The sequence below is a fragment of the Patescibacteria group bacterium genome (assembly GCA_041659765.1).
Lineage (GTDB): Bacteria > Patescibacteriota > Patescibacteriia > UBA9934 > UBA9934 > JAGORL01.
The window spans coordinates 696,205-712,791 of sequence record JBAZXR010000001.1; the positions used below are offsets into that span (position 1 = coordinate 696,205).

Consider the following 16,587-nt stretch of genomic DNA (forward strand, 5'->3'; position numbering starts at 1 on the left):
CTGAGCCATGCGAAGAGTCCGACCCTCAGAGGGGAAAGTCGGATCCTTCGCTCTCGCTCAGGATGGGGACAAGAAGCTAAGATCAATCCAATCTTTCAAACTCAACTCTTCAGCGCGGGCAAGGGGCGAATGGCCGAGTTCGACGAGTTTAGCCTTCACGGCTTCGCTCAAAAAAAGAGACGCTTCTGACAAATTTCTATGCAACTGCTTCCGGCGGTTCGCAAAACCGGCTTTAGCTACCTCGATAACTCGGAGGGGGTTCGGAACAAGGGGCGAAGGATGCGGCACAAGTTTCAAAACCATGGATTCTACCTTTGGCGGAGGAGAAAAGGCGCCCGGAGGAACTATACATACCCTTTCCACCTGTGCGTAAAGCTGAACGGCGACGGAGAGTACACCCGGGTTGATCCAAAGCATCCGCTCCCCTACTTCTTTCTGGAGCATAACAACCGAGCGTGTCGGCGGATTCTTCGACGTGAGCACGTTCATCAGGATAGCGTTGCCGGAGTTGTAGGGAAGATTTGAAACGAATGTCCAAGTTTTGGAGTTGTAAAGTTGTAAAGTTGTTGAGAAATCGTATTTCGCGGCGTCAGCCTTGATGATAGTTGCCTCTGGAAACTGAGCTGTTAGGCTAGGAATCAACTCGGCGTCAGCTTCGATCAAAACAAGCTTTGAGGAAATAGGAGCTAGACCCTTGGTCAACGCGCCAGTTCCCGGCCCGACTTCAACTACAAGATCGCCGGGTGCAATTTCTGCCGCGGCAATGATCTTATCAATGACCGACTGATCTTTTAAGAAATGCTGGCCGTACGATTTTTTCGCGAGTACCACAAAAGAGTCTGTTTAATGCCTTTCTTAAGTCCGGTCTTTGGCTTCCAAGCGAAAGTTTTCTTGAGCAAGCTATTTTTAAGTGACATACGTGCTACCGCGTCCCTAACTTCTGGTCTCCGTACAGCCTGAACATCAGACTTGGCTAAGTCCTTAACCAGATTAAACAGATCGCTCGTGGAAGTTTCTTTGCCTGTGCCCACGTTGAACACGCCGGACACGTTGCCCTCGCCGGCTTTAACTAAAGCCGAGACCACATCACCCACAAAGACATAGTCACGCGTAGTGGTACCGTCACCATTAACAAAGGGCGCTTCATGAGCTAAAAGTTTAGCAGTGAAGATAGCTATCGCTCCAGATTCTTTGCTGCCATCTTGGCGCGGGCCGTAGACGTTAGCGAACCGCAAAGCCACCGTCACCATTTGGTGTTCAGTGGTGTATGAGTCTAAATATTTTTCGCCGGTTAATTTAGAAATACCGTATGGGGTGCGAGGCCGTGGCGTATTTTTTTCGGTAATTGGCACCTTCTCCTGTACGCCGTAAACAGCACAGCTAGAGGCAAAAATAATCTTCTTCGCCCCGGCACGTTTGGCACTCTCAAAAACGTTAATTGAACCTAAAACATTATGATCCGCGTTCATGACGGGATCATTCACGCTGGCTCGGTCATCAATATGCGCCGCTAAGTGAAAAACAACTTCCGGCGAAATGTTCTTCACTATGCTCTCAAGATCCTTGTCCCGAATATCCTTGAGTACATATTGTGCCCGGCTGTTCTTTCTGTCCCCCGGCTCGGCCCAATCAATCACCGTTACCTCATGACCACCCTCAATAAGCGCATCAACGAGATGTGAACCAATAAATCCCGAGCCACCAGTTACGATTGTGCGCATATTTATTACGTTCTACTTTCTACCTTCTACTGATTTTCTCAGATACGCCTCCATAAACATCTTCAGTTCGCCGTTCAAGACACTCTCAGCCTCCACCGTTTCAATATCCGTCCGATGATCCTTCACCATTTTATACGGATGCAGAACGTAGGAGCGAATCTGGTTTCCCCAGGCAGCCGTCTTGTGCTCGCCCTTCACGTCCGAGAGTTTTGTTGCTCTAGCCTCCACCATGAGCTTATACAGGCGAGACTTGAGCACTTTCATGGCTGTATCTCGGTTCTGCAGCTGTGAACGTTCGTTCTGACAGGTAACGACGGTGTTCGTCGGAATGTGCGTGATACGCACGGCCGAGTAGGTAGTGTTCACACTCTGTCCACCCTTTCCGCCGGCCATGAACGTATCGATTCGCAAATCCTCGGGATCAAGCTCAATAGCCTTTTCGTCGACTTCACCGAACTCGGGAAGTACTTCGACCAAAGCAAAGGTAGTATGCCTCATTTTTTCAGCATCAAAAGGAGAAATGCGCACTAAGCGGTGCACGCCATGTTCGCTGCGGAGCCAGCCGTAAGCAAATCTGCCATGAATAGCGATCGTAATGCTCTTGAATCCCGCTTCTTCACCACGTGATTCATCGAGAACCTCCACCGTCCAGCCGTGTGCCTCAGCAAACTTGGAATACATGCGCAAAAGCATGGCGACCCAATCGTTCGCATCCGTTCCTCCTGCGCCAGCATGGAACGACAAGATGGCATTACGGGTATCGAACTCCCCCGACAGCAACATCTGAAACTCCATCTCCGAGAATTGCTTTTCAAGTTTTTCGAGTGTCTCATCCGCGGACTTCTTCATTGACTCGTCCCCTTCTGCTTCATTCAATTTCACGAGTTCGTCGAGCTCGGTCAAGTCTTTCTTAAAACCGTCCCACAGTTCCAGCTCCTTCTTCAGTTCGCTCCCCTCCTGCGAAATAGTGCGAGCCTGTTTCTGGTCATTCCAAAAACTCGCCTCGCCCATAATTCCCTCAATCTCTGCCGACCGCGCTCTCGTTTCTTCGAGTCGCAAAGCATCCCAGGCCTGTTGCAGCCGTTCTTCGAGCGCAGAAATGCGGTTATCCAAGTGGGACATGCCCCACAGCTTAAGCTAGCGCGGTCTTTTGTTCAAGCTTAACAATGCGTGTTTCGTGTTCTTCTATTTGAGGAATAATTCCGATATCTACGAGATTAGAGACATTCTCGATTATTCGCTTCTCCATCGCTTCCGCTTTCGCGTCCTGTCTGTTTTCTGAAGCGTGAATCTCGGATCGCATTTGATCTACGATAAGCTTCCCCTCCTCATGAACAGCCTCAACAATCAACTCCTTAAAATCATGTTTTAGTTCACTTTTAATTTCCTCTTTGTTCTGCTTAAATCGAGCGTCAAGGATTTCAATAGTCTCCTCTTTGTTCTGTTTGAACCGAGCATCCAAAAGTTCAACGGTTTCTTCCTTGCTCTGTTTGAACCGCGCGTCGAGGATTTCAATGAATTCCTGTTTGGAGAGTTCCATATATTCTTATTACACCATACTTTTTTCCAAAAATAAACGCCCTCAACGCCTGGTGGCTATGAAGGCGAAACGAGTGAAAAGTCGTCACGTGAACCAGTTGGATGCTCGCGCTACCTCGTCCCTTTTAACCTTAAGCAGGATCTGCCGATACCGCTCCTCACCCCAACGCTGCAGCCGCCGATCGATTTCGTCTTCGTCTGAGGATCCACCCTGAGCCTCGCGCTCAGTCATCGGGCCAAGCTGTAGGATTAGAATCTCCTCTTCAGTGAGTCCGGTGTCAGTCATGAAATCCCAAATCGCCCCAAGAAATGCAGACAACAAAAGCACCTCCCGATCAGGAGAGTGCGTTAGGGATAGACTTTTGTCAACGAAAAAGACGAGGCCTGCGCCCCGTCCATTTCTGAATCCAATAGCTCTACCTCTACACCCTTCCTAGCGTCAGGGTCTAATACATGTCGCCCATGCCTCCCGGAGCTCCGCCTGGTGCGGATCTCTCGTCCTTTGGAATCTCTGTGATAGCGGCCTCGGTCGTGATGATCATGACGGCTACTGATGCAGCGTTCTGCAGGGCTGAGCGAGTGACCTTGGCTGGGTCAACAATACCCATAGCGACCATGTCGCACATCTCGCCCGTAACGGCGTTCCAGCCCATGTTGCCGGAGGCGTTTTTTACGTGTTCAACCACTATACCGCCTTCTTTGCCGGCGTTCTCAGCAATCTGTCTGATGGGAGCTTCGAGTGCTTTGTCGAGAATATCGGCACCGAGCTTTTCGTCGCCAACCAAGTTCAAGCCCTTCAGCGCTTCTTTTGCGCGAATCAAGGCAACTCCACCTCCCGCGACGATTCCCTCTTCGATAGCAGCCTTTGTTGCCGCGACTGCGTCCTCGATGCGATGTTTCTTTTCTTTCATTTCGACTTCTGAAGCGGCACCTACTCGAATCACTGCTACACCACCGGACAGCTTGGCCATGCGCTCGCGCATCTTTTCTTTTTCGAAATCTGAAGTCGCTTGCTCGATCTGCATCTTAATAGCCGACACGCGGTCAGCGATCACCTGCTTGTTGCCAGCACCTTCAACAATTGTCGTCGTGTCTTTGGTCGACACCACACGGCGAGCCCGACCGAGAATTTCAAGTCCTGCGCCTTCAAGTTTCATGCCCTTGTCTGGTGAAATGCAGGTTGCTCCGGTGACTGCAGCGATATCTTCGAGCATGGCCTTGCGACGATCGCCATAAGCCGGGGCTTTCACGGCGAGTATGTTAAACGCACCGCGGAGCTTGTTCACGATGATAGTGGACAAAGCATCGCCCTCTACATCTTCCGCAATGATGACAAGGTCTTTCTTGCCGGTCTTGGCAATGCTTTCGAGGAGTGGCACGAGGTCCTGGATAGAGCTAATTTTCTGGTCAGTCACGAGCACTGGTACATCGCCATACTCAGCTTCCATGCGCTCAGCATTAGTCACCATGTAAGGCGTCACGTAGCCCTTATCGAACTGCATACCCTCCACGACGTCGACTTCGATACCGAAAGAGGTTCCTTCCTCAACGGTAATCACGCCGTCCTGGCCAACCTTGGCCATCGCTTCAGCGATCATGACACCGAGCTCGGCGTCATTCGCGGAAATGCTAGCCACCTGCTTAATGGCATCGCCAGCAACAGGCACAGAAATCTCCTTAATCTTCGCAACAATCGCCAAAACACCCTTCTCGATTCCTCGACGCAAAGCCTGGGGGTTCGCACCGGCAGTGACGACGCGCAAACCGTCTTCCACGATTGCCTGTGCGAGCACGGTAGCAGTCGTCGTACCATCACCGGCTACGTCGTTCGTCTTTGAAGCAACCTCTTTTACGAGTGTTGCGCCAAGGTTCTCGAGCTTATCTGCGAGTTCAATCTCCTTGGCAACAGTTACACCATCCTTCGTCACCATTGGCGCGCCAAAGCCGCGGTCGATAATGACGTTGCGACCTGTGGGACCGAGGGTGACCTTCACTGCGTTTGCGAGTTTATCGACACCGGCTTTAATCTTTGAACGAGCGTCTTCTTTGAAAGTAATGTTCTTTGGCATAAGTACAACAGATTAAAGTGTTAAAGCGTAAAGTATTAAAGCCATCCCGAAACTTTAATACTTTAAAACTTTACGTTTTACTCTTATTCGATCACCGCAATCAAATCATCAGCAGATACAACGAGCAGCTTCTTCTTCATCCCGTTCTCTTCAATTTCTACTTCTTCCTTTCCCCACTTCTTAAAAAGCACCTGGGCACCGACGACGAGGTCGATTGCTTGGCGAGCACCGTGATCTGTCAGCTTGCCGGGACCAATAGCGATCACCGTGCCGCGATCGGACTGCTCCTTCTCAGCCGTGTCCGGAATGATGATGCCGGAAGCGGTCTTAGTTTCCTTAAGAGCTGGCTCAACAATCACGTGATTCCCGAGAGGTCGCAATTTCATAGTTTGGTAAATAAATACGAAGCGATTTTGCTCTGTTAGCAGTCCAATGTCAAGTCTGCCAAATTGAAAAAGAAAAACCCTCTGAGCTCGGCGCAAAGAGGGTCACGGAGTCACGCGAGTGAAGGCACAGAACGATCTCTGTTTGAGCACCTTTCGGCCAATGTCTGAGTCTTCCTCCCAACGGAGATCGCCCTCACCCAGCACTACCTGGCCCAACTCTTTGACCAGAAAGGCTAACGGGTCAGCTCCGTCAAACACGCTCTCCACTGAAGCCGGCAACTTCAGAGGATATCTATACTCACCCTCGGCCGTACTCATCCACAGTCGCTTCCAGTTCGGCTGAAGCAGTCCCATGGCTACGTCACGAAATGAATCGGTGCGAATCCTTTTTGGACCCGGCAATCGCTTCACTCCCCAAAAAAGATGGTTCCGACCATCAATCACTAACCTATCCCCAGGCCCGAGCGGCACCGGCAACCACATGCCATCCTTATGTAAAAAATACATAGCTCCCCCAAACGGAGCTTAACGGAAACGTGCTTTTTCGGCAAAGACTAAAGCACTTTAACTAACGTCCGTATGCTCTGGCTCGCCCATTCTGACTGTTAAGGCCATGACAAACGCAATGAGCGCGAGGCCGGACCAGGAGGACCAGATGTAGTGATCGAAGAAGAGAATGACGAGGACCACGTTGCCCATGGCAAAAGCGGAGACGGCGTCACGCTTTGGGAAGCGAGCGAAGTTCATTTTATCGATAGTCGTCTGCCAAACGATGATCAAGATACAGCCGATTATGCCGACGTCGAAGAATACGAGGAGAGGCATGGAGTGAACGGGCTGGTAAGCAAAGACGTCACGGCCAGGGAAGATTTTGGCCACTTCAAATGTGTAGGTTCCAACCCCGTGACCAACGAGCACCTGAAGTGGTGAAGATTTCTTTTCGACGTTGCCGAACTCAACATACTGTGCCGCGCGTTCCTCGATCGATCTCGTCTCATTTACTCCCCCGCCACGCGTATCAGCGGCAACCCCTGGAGCAAAGATCGTTAACCCGAGTGCTCCGCCGATAACGAACACGGCGATAGGGATGACGGCGATTCTGGCAGCCGCGACACTCTTCATCCGCACGACGAGGAGCGACAAGCCCGTCCCGAGAGCGAGGCCAAGCGCTGCGGAGCGCGACGCTGTCAGAAAAAGACCGAGAAGCAGGATGATGGCCAGAGCCGCGTAAGCGTACCGATAACGGAGCGATCGGGCATGATACCAAAGTGTCCCCGCGGCCACAGTCCCAACCGCCAGGTATCCGCCAAAGACGTTGGGGTGGGAAAAACTGCCGTATGCCCGGAGCATTCTCGACCCGTCCGCGAGAGATATAACCGAGTCGCCCAGGTGGTCAGCGTTACGGGTAGCAAGTCCAAAAATAGAACTTGAGGCCGAGTAGCCCGTAAGAACCTGGATAGCCCCAAGGATTAGTGGCAGGACCAGGCCAGAAGCTAAACCGAGAAGTACTTTCTTAAGCTCGACCCTAGGATCAAGCAGCGCTAAGAAGAACACCAACGCACCGCCAACATGAATAAACTGCGCGAGCGACAAAGACAAACGCGTCGAAAATAATACGCTCACAAGTGCAGCCCCGATCAAAATGAGGGCCCGGATAGCCGGCGGACGATTTTCTTGGCGTAATTTTGGAAAACCGAGCCAGGTGTAACCAACCGCAAGGCCAACGACGAGCAAGAGCTCGGTGGCGTACACGCTCATGATGCCGTACTCGCCTACCAGGTTGCCGATCGGTGCGGCACCAAAGATATAACGCGTTTGCCAGGGCAAAAGGAAAGCAAAAACCGTTATCAGGAGAGTGAAGTAGTGGGCTTTGGTTATTTTCATATGAGGGCATTCATTCGCTCGTCAAGGGCGAGTTTAATTTCTTCGCGGCTATCTCTATCATGAAACTTGAGCATGTCATCCGTAACAATGACTCGAGTATCTATGTTCATCATAGCCCTCATGTGTCTTGGCAAACGGTCTTCCTGTACTTTTTTCAACAGTTTTTCCGACAAAACACTAGGCAGAGATAGTCTACGTTCATTAACCCGGAAAGCGCGAGCCCGCTTCACTCCATGCGCGTTTGGCAAGTACTCGCCAACCCAGCGGTTGTCCTCATGGAATTGCCTCTGCCAGAGAGATCGATCAAAAAGCGGCATGAGGGTCATAGACCAGAAGGCTAAATACGGATCCTGCTCGCCAATGCGTACGTCAGCTAGCTTAAGAGCTGATTGTGAGGCAAAAAAACTCAAACAAATTGGATCCGTCTTAGCTTCGCCAGGACGCCGTCGAAATAAAATCAATGGTACGGCTGCTAAAAATCTAGCTGTCCAAGTCTGGCCGGGCTTAGTAATAATAAATAAATCAATGTCACTCTCATTCGTGGTGTGGTGAAAAGCGAGCGAGTTACAGACGGCTACCCCCTGGATCGCCGGCAGACGAGAAAGGTACGCCAGATACTTAGATACTGTAGCGTACTTCTGCAAAGCATTCACCAGCCGGCGGGAGCGATCATTGATCTGTGAGGTAACATCTCCGAAGCCTAAAAAACCGGAAGCTCGAGATAGTTTTTTCTCAAGAAACTCAGAAGTTTGGAGTGCCTCAAGCACTTCGCGGTATGAATACGGCAAGGTTGGATTAAGCAGCCACTTCCAAAGTTCAAAAGCAGTCAACGGATACGAAAAGTAGGAAAAATAAGCGGTTGTCCGCAGGATAGACGTTTCAAGGTCACTTCCCATAACGTCTCGTCACCAGCCTCTCACTATGAATGATGGCGTAGGTCACACCTATACCAATGAACACAAAATCTCGCATGCGGATTATAACCGTATAGGCGACAGCGTTTATAGGCAAACCAAGGACCGAGAACATCGCCTCATTACTTCCTTCATAAACACCGAGTCCAGCGGGAACTGGCAGGAGGAGCGAAACACCAGGCAGGGTACTCATCAGGAACGCATCGGACAACTTAACGTTTACGCCCAAGAAATGAGCAATGTAAATCGCTTCAACCGCCTTAAACATGGCCATGATGAAAGAAAGACCCACGACTGTAGCTACAACTTTTAATCGCCCAACGAAAAATTCGCTCATCAGCGCTTCCGTCTCAATCAACCAATGCTCTAGATTGTTAATGGTCTTAATACGGCTAAGTTGCGAGACCCTCATGAGCTTGTGAAAAAAACCGCCGCCCCGAATAGTCATTACAAAAAAACCAATTAAGATAATCAACAGGGCAGAAATAAAAATAATCGAACCAGTCACGCCGCTGCTATTCGCCAAGCCATGAGTCAGCGCAAAACCTAGACCGAGGGCCACGTAAATCACGAATGTTGTCACTTCAAAAGCAAGATCGAGCACAACCGAACCAGTTGCCACTTTTCCTGACACGCCGTCGGCCAACAGCATAGCTACACGGATAGGTTCGCCAGCCACCTGAGCGCCAGGCGTCAGATAACCAGCCGCAAAACCGCTCATACGATTCATAAACATCTTGCCATAGGAAACCCGCTCCCCTTTTGGCAACATCGCGTCTAAAATAATCTTCCAACGCAATGAATAAAGACTAAAATTCAAAATAGAAATACCGAAATAAAGCAGGAGAGGCAGGATACCGAAGGCCAGCAAGCTATCTATCACGTTAGAGATTCCAGTGCGCCACAAAAGAAAAAAGAAAAGCCCGCCACCGGCCAAAAGCCCAAGGATGAAGAGTACTGTTTTGAAGATTTTTCGTTTAACCGCCATAGACAGAGGCATTCTAACACAAATCCCCCGAAGCAGATGAGCCTCGGGGGATGTCTGTGATTAGGTTTTGGGCGGAGCCGGCAGGACCTCCACCACCGGACCGCTCGGAGCGGGCGGTTTCAGGAAAAACTCGTAGATTCCGTAGGTAATGAGGGCGCTCACAAAGATATAGAGCGTCGTGCCGCCTGGAAGCGTGGTCACGCCCATGATCAACATCATAATAGGGAGCATGATCAGAGTCATTCGGTTCATCGTGGCCGTCATGTCCTCGTCCATGGCCTGCGAACCTTCTGGGCCCTGAAGCACGGCCTTGGGCGGTCGCTTGCCTACCATCTGCCTGGCCTGCAGGTACTGCATGGCGGCGGACAAGATACCAAGCGGAATAGAAACCACACTCAGGTTCATGCCAAGGAACATGTGGCTGATCACACCCGGATCACGGACGAATGGGTAGAGTATGCCTACATCGACCGTCTTCATGCCTGCGGAAAGCACATGAAAGAGTGAAATAAAAACCACAAGCTGAATTATGGTCGGCAAGCATGACGCAAACGGATTCACGTTATGCAGCTTATAGACACCCATGAGCTCCTTGGCCATGTCTTCCTGGTTCGGCTTGCCCTTGTATTTAGCTTTGATAGCTTCAATCTTCGGCTGAATCTCCTGCAGCTCCTTTTGGGCACGCATCGACTTATACGTGAGCGGCATGGTCGCCAGGCGCACAACAATCGTCATGATAATGATACCGAGTCCAAGCCCGCCCCACGGCGCAACGCCGTAGATAAAGATGAGCAGGTTATAGAGCGGCTGGTAAAGAACTGCCGTGAAGATTTCGCCGATCATAGTTATTCAACGTTGGGGGTCTCTACTCCTTCCGGGGCTCCCTCAACTGGCACCTCGCCCTCGGGGATGACGGGTGCAACGGGTGCGCCTTCTGGCGTGACTTCCTGGATGTTCACTTTCCAGCCGGTCAAACGGGCTGCAAGGCGAACGTTCTGTCCACCGCGGCCAATAGCGAGCGAGAGCTGTTCAGGAACCACCATAACGGTAGCGAGCTTCTCGTCATCATTCACCTGGACGCCCTGAATCTTGGCCGGGGCGAGTGACTGCTCAATGAACTTAGCAATATTCTCGCTCCACTCAATGATGTCAATCTTCTCTCCGGCGAGTTCCGCAATAATCGTCTGAATGCGGGTTCCGCGCTGACCAATACACGCGCCAATCGGATCAATCTGCGCATCGCTAGAAGTCACCGCAATCTTGGTGCGAGCGCCAGCCTCACGAGCAATGGCCTTAATGATGACCGAACCTTCGGCGATTTCTGGGATTTCAACCTCGAACAAGTATTTTACGAGAGCCTCGTGCGTACGGGAAAGGAGAATTTGTGGGCCACGGGGTCCAAGGGAGACTTCGCGAACGTAGACCTTCACGCGGTCGCCGGTGCGATAGCGATCCGTCATCATCTGGTCTTCTGGCTTCAAGATGCCCGCGGTGCGGCCAATGTCGACCAGGATAATGCGGCCCTCGCGACGCTGCACAGTGCCAACGATAACGGTCCCCTCAACACCCTTAAACTCGTTGAAAATAATTTCGCGTTCTGCCTCGCGCAACTTCTGCGTGATGACCTGTTTGGCAGTCATGGCAGCCATACGGCCGAATTCGCCAGGAATTGGCAGCTCGGTTCGCAATATGTCCCCTACTTTAGAACCGCTCTTCAAAATCTTGGACTCAGAAAGCATGACGTCCGTCTTCGGGTTGTACTTTGGTTTCTCTTCGGTCGAGACCTCTTCGATCGCTGGGGTATATTCGCCCAAAGCGCGGCGAGCTTCACGGGCAGCCGACTCCTCAGCTTCTTTCTTGCGAACCTCCTCAAGTTCTTCTTCCGAAATATCCTCAACCACCGTCTTCACGTCAAAAACACGAACTCCGCCCGTCTCCGGGTCAAACTCCGCTTCCAGGTTGTGATACTTATCGCCGAAATCCTTGCGGTACGCCGCGGCGAGTGCAGACTCGATCGTTTCAATAACCGATTCATAAGAAAGTCCTTTCTCCTCACAAATCTGTCTAATGGCTTGTTCTATTGGGCTGGACATAGTCTATTTAAGCAACGAACCCGGCAATCAGCCGAGTTCTATGCAGAGATAATAGCATGAGTTTTCTAGGAGGGCAAATCGCTAGTGAAGTGCGACCGGAGTTGATCGGATTTTTGTTTCAACACCTCACGATCAAGTCTGGTACGAAGCGGGGTGCCTTCGGCGGCCACGTACAAATCTCGCAAGCTGTTTTTGCTCGGCAGGACGTGCGCGTGAAAATGTTCCTGACTCCGGTACTTCCAGCCGTTGATCATGCACATTGGCCCCTCGTCGCCATATAACTTCTCGACGATCGTCATGGCTTTGTCGCATGCAGAAAGAAACGCAGCTGCCTCGACCTGATTCAGGTCCGACATAGTTCTTGCGTGGCGCACCGGTAAAATCATAATATGGCCGTCTTTCACCGGCTCAATGTTCATCGCAATAAAAACATGTTCATCCTCATAAAGGACTTGGGAATCCTTATGTGAATGCAAGACATCGCAGAGTACGCAGTCCATAAAGTTAGGAAACTTTCTGAAACACCCCCACAATGTGGGGCTTGCTGAGAGACCAGGGGATCTTTGAAAAGAGTGATGTGTTCGTTGGGTCATCTTTCAAACGGAGGACGACGGGGATGAGGCCGTATTTTTGGGCGAGCTTGCGAAGGGTTTTGAGGTCATTCGCCTTACACGGCAGAGGTGTTTTATATCGCTGCAAAAAGACTTGAACACTATTTTTATTCAACGTGATAAACGAAAACTTTCCGCCAGGCGGTAGCTCCCGAGCAATCTCGGCGAACCGCGCGTCGGGGTTCTCAAGGAGTTCAAGCTCCCAAGAAGAGGAAAAGTCATTCATAGCTAGTACACGTTTTCGAGATGGACGATTTCGGGTGGGAACAGGTCTAGTCTGATCGCAATCACGTCAATACGGAACGGGGCGTCAATCATGCCCTTTTCGCGAATATAGAGCTCAGCCGTGTTGGCAATCTTGCGGAGCTTGCTTGGCGTGACGGATTCCTCCGGGTGACCAAAGTCTAACCCATATCGCGCCTTCACCTCAACAAAAACGATCTCACCGCCATCACGGGCGACAAGATCGATTTCACCTAACCGAGTTAAGTATTGTCTATCAAGGATTTCAAAACCTTTCTTGGCTAAATATTCTGCCGCCAGGACTTCACCGTCGTCCCCCTTCTTACGACGGATATCGGTCACATTAGCGGGATCGGCGAGGAAGATACTGGTTCACCGACGACTTTGAGGCATTCTTTATACGAAGTGCGGGCGCTTTACGAACAAAGACGAAGACTCTAACGGCGCAAGCGATGAACAAAAGCGCCCAAAGAAGAAACCAGGCACGAACGCCAAACACCTGAATTTCTTCGTAGGAGCAAAAAAGCCAGAGGAAGCCAAAAGCCGTCAACCAAGCAGCCATATTGCCGGCCATACGGAAGGCCTGTTTGTCATACACATCGCGTATCGTTCGCTTGGAAACTATCCGGAGGACAGCCGCCGTGATAGCGAAGAGCGCAAAGAAGACAAAGAAACCGTAGGAAAACGCCGCGCCCATGGCTACTGGAGCCGGATTAAACCAGAAATGCAAGGTCAAAAGTTGGGACATATTTTCGCCAGATGGTAACTCCGAGACAGGTGGTCGTCAATCCTACAGTCGCTCGTACGCCCGAGCCCAATGATGCGGGGTGATTCGGACCTCATATGCGGGATACCAATCTGCTTCTGCAAAAGACACATCTACGAGCTCCGGATGCTGTCGATATTCATCGAGCGGAGCCAAGGGGTGCAGCGCATTCTGACGCCAGTCCATCACAAAGATGCGACCGCTATCTTTCATCAGGCGACCGAGTTCTTGAGCAACTTCCACCGGCTGTTTCATGGACCAAAGCGCATTCACAAGGAATGCAACGTCGAGTGATTCCTCAGGAATAGCCAGCGATCCCTGCGCTTCTGCATCACCCCACACCGGATGAATGTTTTGCGTTCCCCGTGTTCGGCGGAGACTTTCCACCATCTGTACACACTCGGGATCAATGTCGACTGCATAGACCCTGCCCTCTTCACCAACTCGCCCAGCGAGAGGAAAAACGAGGTGGCCAGTGCGCCCGGTACCAATATCCGCCACGTGATGCCCAAAACGAACGCCACCTGCGTCCATGAGCTGTTCCGGATTAAGAAAAGCACTTCCCCCCATAGAAAGCTGTATCAATTAACCGAACAAAGACTTAATGCCTCCCCCAACAATGTCATTAAACAAGTTCGTGATCACCATGAACCCAATAAGAATTATGACAACCCCTAACAGCTTATAAAAAAGTCTAGATCCTCCCCCACCCAGATTCCTCTCTGCCCATTCAATCGGACCAACGGAGTCCAACATAATCTGGGTCTTCCACACAATCAAGCACCCTGCAAGAGCAACAGCAATTCCAATTAAAATTCGTGTAATCATACATTTGCAATATTCTTCAAGCATTGTACCCCAAAAACAAAAAGACATCTCACATGGAGACCTCTTCTTGTGGTGGACCCTAGCGGGATCGAACCGCTGACCTTTTCCATGCCATGGAAACGCGCTACCAGCTGCGCTAAGGGCCCGTGGTGGACGCTGGGGGGCTCGAACCCTCGACCTACTCGGTGTAAACGAGTCGCTCTAACCAACTGAGCTAAGCGTCCGTATTCTAAAACCTGCGTTATCGTACATGAAAGGGCATTGCTTGCCAAGAGGAATCAGCTTCAGTATAGTGTTGCGGCAATCGTCATGCGGATGTGGCGGAATTGGTATACGCGCACGTTTGAGGGGCGTGTGCCTTCGGGCTTGAGGGTTCGAGTCCCTCCATCCGCACCACAAACCGACTTCCTAACGGAGGTCGTTTTGTTTTTTATGGTGCTGTGCTACCCTTTTCAAACTATGGACAAACAAATTGTGATGAAGAAGGTAGGGGTAATTGTGGCCTGGGCGGTAGGGATTGTGGCGATGCTTGGCATACTTGTTCTAGTGGCAACGCTCCAGGACAACACAAAAACTGGCGCCCAATTAACAAGCGAGATCCTCTCCACTGACCATGTGGCGGGCAAGCTGGACTCTAAGGTCACCGTCCTTGAGTATTCAGATTTCCAGTGCCCGGCCTGCGGCCTGTACGCACCGATCGTTGAAAAGCTCATGGCGGAATATACGGATCAGGTTCGTTTCGTTTATCGCCACTTCCCCATTTACAGCAAGCATCCAAACGCAGAAACAGCTGCTCGAGCTGCTGAAGCCGCCGGCCAGCAAAACAAGTTCTTTGAATACGCGGAGATCCTGTTCAGCAAACAACAAGAGTGGTCTGACATTCAAGATCCCCGCAATAAGTTCAAAGAATACGCTTCGTCCCTCGGTCTGAAAGTCGATGAATTTGAGAAGTACATGAACAGCAGCGAGAGCAAGTCGGCCGTGACTAAGGATTACCAAGGGGGCCTTAAGGCTGGGATCAACGGCACGCCTACTTTCTTCCTGAATGGCAGTTCAATCGACAGTCCCAACGGTTACGCAGCGTTTAAGAAGGTGATCGATGACGCGCTCGCGGCAAGTACGGTCGTGGCTAGCCCCGACCCTACTCAAGCCACTGATACTTCTTCACAATAGAAACACGAGCCCAAGCCTGGCCGAGACCAAAAATCCGGCCGGGCTTTATGTTTGTAACCGCCAAGCCAATGAGGACCAGGATATATACTGTGTGGTCGTCAATTACTGGGTTCTGAACTGGCGGGAACTTAGCCATCCACATGAGAAACACCATCAAAGCACCACTCCACCCAGCCACTTTCATTCCCACTCCTAGTATAAGCGCGAGCCCAACAAGCAACAGACCAGCCATAAAGAGAACGTCGACGACTGGAGAACCAGCAAGGCTCTGAAAGAAACTAGCAAACCAACCAGACGAATGACTTAAAAATCCTTTAGTCGGTGAGACACCGTCAAGCCAGGCCTTGCCTGACGCTGTGGCAAACCCTAAACCGAATAGCTTATCAACGAATGCCCACAAAAACATAAAGCCCATAACAAACCGGAGGCCTACCCACACTTGCTGTTCGATTGTATATTTCATATTTATGAGCGAATTATAACATTAGGCACAGTGGCTCGAAAGAAATCGGCGATCTGCATCATCTCCCTGTCAGAAAACGGGTGATAACTCGACGCTTCTGGCTTTAACACAACTCCCGGACGAAACTTCTGTAAATATAGAATCTTCGCCCCAACCAAAAGTTTAGCCATGTCATCAAGCACGCTTGGCGGATGGAGCTCCTGAAGAATGGTCGAACGAAATTCGCTCGGTACTGCACTCGCTTTTAATAGTTCAATGCTCTCGGCAATCGCCGAGGGATCAGCCAGCGGACCCGCGAGATTTTGGTACTCAGCCAAGCTAGTTTTTACGTCCATCGCCACGTAATCAACGAGTCCTTCATCGAGCGCCCGTCGAAGAACTGCGGGACGGTTGCCGTTCGTGTCGAGCTTAGTCTTGAAGCCCTTGTCCTTTACTTTGCGCAAGAAGTCTAGGAGATCCGGCATGAGAGTTGGCTCGCCCCCGGTTACAACCACACCGTCTAACAGGTCTTGCCGACGATCAAGGAACCGAAAGAATGTTTCTTCCGGAATAAAGCCCGGTCGAAGTTCCTTGATACGCTCAGGAAGAACAAACTCAGGGTTGTGGCAGTAGGCACACCTAAAATTACACCCAGGTGTGAAGACAATACAGGCGGTTTTTTCTGGGAAGTCTAAGAAGGTACAGGGCTGAATGCCAGAAATTAGCATACCGCGGCAGCAGCCGGGGAATATTCAGCTACAAAGGCCGCGTTGGCCGTCAAACATTCCTCATAATGCTTACGGGAGTAATGCTCTGACTTCTTGCCGATGTTGAAATGCGAAACTGGACGGTGGTAGCCCATGACGCGCGTCCAAACTTCGCACTTGGTTCTGGCCCGGATGATCTGTTGCATAGAATGATTATTTGTTT

23 protein-coding genes and 3 tRNA genes are annotated in these 16,587 nt (G+C 50.9%); 2 read left to right on the forward strand and 24 right to left on the reverse strand.

The genetic code is table 11. The features are described 5' to 3' along the window. Positions 1 to 57: 57 nt before the first annotated feature. From rsmA to WC813_03815, 21 genes are all read right to left on the reverse strand, one after another. The gene (rsmA, locus tag WC813_03715; protein ID MFA5947106.1) at positions 58 to 831 is read right to left on the reverse strand and encodes a 16S rRNA (adenine(1518)-N(6)/adenine(1519)-N(6))-dimethyltransferase RsmA; all 774 of its coding nucleotides are present in this window, start codon (positions 829 to 831) and stop codon (positions 58 to 60) included. Next, positions 792 to 1,721: an NAD-dependent epimerase/dehydratase family protein gene (locus WC813_03720; GenBank protein MFA5947107.1), complete on the reverse strand. Its 930-nt coding sequence runs from the start codon at positions 1,719 to 1,721 to the stop codon at positions 792 to 794. Before WC813_03720 ends, rsmA begins: the two co-directional genes overlap by 40 nt. Positions 1,722 to 1,733: 12 nt before the next feature. Then, positions 1,734 to 2,843, reverse strand: a complete 1,110-nt coding sequence (gene prfB / locus WC813_03725) for a peptide chain release factor 2 (protein ID MFA5947108.1) — start codon at positions 2,841 to 2,843, stop codon at positions 1,734 to 1,736. 10 nt (positions 2,844 to 2,853) lie between these two features. Further along, positions 2,854 to 3,261, reverse strand: a complete 408-nt coding sequence (locus WC813_03730; GenBank protein MFA5947109.1) for a hypothetical protein — start codon at positions 3,259 to 3,261, stop codon at positions 2,854 to 2,856. A gap of 84 nt (positions 3,262 to 3,345) precedes the next feature. After that, complete coding sequence (locus WC813_03735; protein ID MFA5947110.1) at positions 3,346 to 3,582, reverse strand: hypothetical protein; 237 nt, start codon at positions 3,580 to 3,582, stop codon at positions 3,346 to 3,348. Positions 3,583 to 3,706: 124 nt separating this feature from the next. Continuing rightward, a complete protein-coding gene (gene groL / locus WC813_03740) occupies positions 3,707 to 5,329 on the reverse strand; it encodes a chaperonin GroEL (protein ID MFA5947111.1) in 1,623 nt (540 codons plus the stop codon). 83 nt (positions 5,330 to 5,412) lie between these two features. Next, positions 5,413 to 5,715, reverse strand: coding sequence for a co-chaperone GroES (locus tag WC813_03745; GenBank protein ID MFA5947112.1), 303 nt, complete (start codon positions 5,713 to 5,715; stop codon positions 5,413 to 5,415). 102 nt (positions 5,716 to 5,817) lie between these two features. Then, the gene (locus WC813_03750; protein MFA5947113.1) at positions 5,818 to 6,222 is read right to left on the reverse strand and encodes a hypothetical protein; all 405 of its coding nucleotides are present in this window, start codon (positions 6,220 to 6,222) and stop codon (positions 5,818 to 5,820) included. A 57-nt stretch (positions 6,223 to 6,279) separates the two neighbouring features. After that, positions 6,280 to 7,599, reverse strand: a complete 1,320-nt coding sequence (locus WC813_03755; protein MFA5947114.1) for an O-antigen ligase family protein — start codon at positions 7,597 to 7,599, stop codon at positions 6,280 to 6,282. Beyond that, positions 7,596 to 8,495 carry a hypothetical protein gene (locus WC813_03760; GenBank protein MFA5947115.1) on the reverse strand — a complete coding sequence of 300 codons (900 nt, stop codon included), beginning with the start codon at positions 8,493 to 8,495 and terminating at the stop codon, positions 7,596 to 7,598. Before WC813_03760 ends, WC813_03755 begins: the two co-directional genes overlap by 4 nt. Then, positions 8,485 to 9,501 carry a lysylphosphatidylglycerol synthase transmembrane domain-containing protein gene (locus WC813_03765; GenBank protein MFA5947116.1) on the reverse strand — a complete coding sequence of 339 codons (1,017 nt, stop codon included), beginning with the start codon at positions 9,499 to 9,501 and terminating at the stop codon, positions 8,485 to 8,487. Before WC813_03765 ends, WC813_03760 begins: the two co-directional genes overlap by 11 nt. Before the next feature lie 60 nt (positions 9,502 to 9,561). Continuing rightward, entirely contained in the window at positions 9,562 to 10,344 is a 783-nt protein-coding gene (locus WC813_03770) for a YidC/Oxa1 family membrane protein insertase (GenBank protein ID MFA5947117.1), read from the reverse strand. 2 nt (positions 10,345 to 10,346) lie between these two features. After that, positions 10,347 to 11,594 (reverse strand): transcription termination factor NusA, encoded by a 1,248-nt coding sequence (gene nusA / locus WC813_03775; GenBank protein MFA5947118.1) that lies wholly within the window; start codon positions 11,592 to 11,594, stop codon positions 10,347 to 10,349. Positions 11,595 to 11,659: 65 nt separating this feature from the next. Next, complete coding sequence (locus WC813_03780) at positions 11,660 to 12,094, reverse strand: HIT family protein (protein MFA5947119.1); 435 nt, start codon at positions 12,092 to 12,094, stop codon at positions 11,660 to 11,662. A 4-nt stretch (positions 12,095 to 12,098) separates the two neighbouring features. Next, positions 12,099 to 12,431 carry a hypothetical protein gene (locus WC813_03785; protein ID MFA5947120.1) on the reverse strand — a complete coding sequence of 111 codons (333 nt, stop codon included), beginning with the start codon at positions 12,429 to 12,431 and terminating at the stop codon, positions 12,099 to 12,101. A gap of 2 nt (positions 12,432 to 12,433) precedes the next feature. Continuing rightward, on the reverse strand, positions 12,434 to 12,790 hold the full coding sequence (locus WC813_03790; protein MFA5947121.1) for a YraN family protein: 357 nt from the start codon (positions 12,788 to 12,790) through the stop codon (positions 12,434 to 12,436). Between the two features lies 1 nt (position 12,791). Next, on the reverse strand, positions 12,792 to 13,196 hold the full coding sequence (locus WC813_03795; protein ID MFA5947122.1) for a hypothetical protein: 405 nt from the start codon (positions 13,194 to 13,196) through the stop codon (positions 12,792 to 12,794). 42 nt (positions 13,197 to 13,238) lie between these two features. Next, positions 13,239 to 13,784: a methyltransferase domain-containing protein gene (locus WC813_03800; GenBank protein ID MFA5947123.1), complete on the reverse strand. Its 546-nt coding sequence runs from the start codon at positions 13,782 to 13,784 to the stop codon at positions 13,239 to 13,241. A gap of 15 nt (positions 13,785 to 13,799) precedes the next feature. Next, the gene (locus WC813_03805; protein MFA5947124.1) at positions 13,800 to 14,042 is read right to left on the reverse strand and encodes a hypothetical protein; all 243 of its coding nucleotides are present in this window, start codon (positions 14,040 to 14,042) and stop codon (positions 13,800 to 13,802) included. Between the two features lie 70 nt (positions 14,043 to 14,112). Next, positions 14,113 to 14,188, reverse strand: a tRNA-Ala gene (locus WC813_03810). A gap of 1 nt (position 14,189) precedes the next feature. After that, a tRNA-Val gene (locus WC813_03815) sits at positions 14,190 to 14,266 on the reverse strand. Between the two features lie 87 nt (positions 14,267 to 14,353). Between WC813_03815 and WC813_03820 the strand changes: the two genes are divergently transcribed. After that, positions 14,354 to 14,438, forward strand: a tRNA-Leu gene (locus WC813_03820). Between the two features lie 63 nt (positions 14,439 to 14,501). Beyond that, positions 14,502 to 15,215, forward strand: coding sequence for a thioredoxin domain-containing protein (locus WC813_03825; GenBank protein ID MFA5947125.1), 714 nt, complete (start codon positions 14,502 to 14,504; stop codon positions 15,213 to 15,215). On the opposite strand, the gene WC813_03830 is transcribed toward WC813_03825, so the two are convergent. Genes WC813_03830 through nrdD form a run of 3 tightly spaced genes read right to left on the reverse strand, consistent with a single transcriptional unit; the run spans position 15,184 to position 16,570 of the window. After that, entirely contained in the window at positions 15,184 to 15,678 is a 495-nt protein-coding gene (locus tag WC813_03830) for a hypothetical protein (protein MFA5947126.1), read from the reverse strand. The genes WC813_03825 and WC813_03830 overlap by 32 nt on opposite strands. A gap of 2 nt (positions 15,679 to 15,680) precedes the next feature. Further along, positions 15,681 to 16,385, reverse strand: coding sequence for an anaerobic ribonucleoside-triphosphate reductase activating protein (locus WC813_03835; protein MFA5947127.1), 705 nt, complete (start codon positions 16,383 to 16,385; stop codon positions 15,681 to 15,683). Next, positions 16,379 to 16,570 (reverse strand): anaerobic ribonucleoside-triphosphate reductase, encoded by a 192-nt coding sequence (gene nrdD, locus WC813_03840; protein MFA5947128.1) that lies wholly within the window; start codon positions 16,568 to 16,570, stop codon positions 16,379 to 16,381. The genes WC813_03835 and nrdD overlap by 7 nt, the downstream gene beginning before the upstream one ends. Positions 16,571 to 16,587 lie beyond the last annotated feature (17 nt).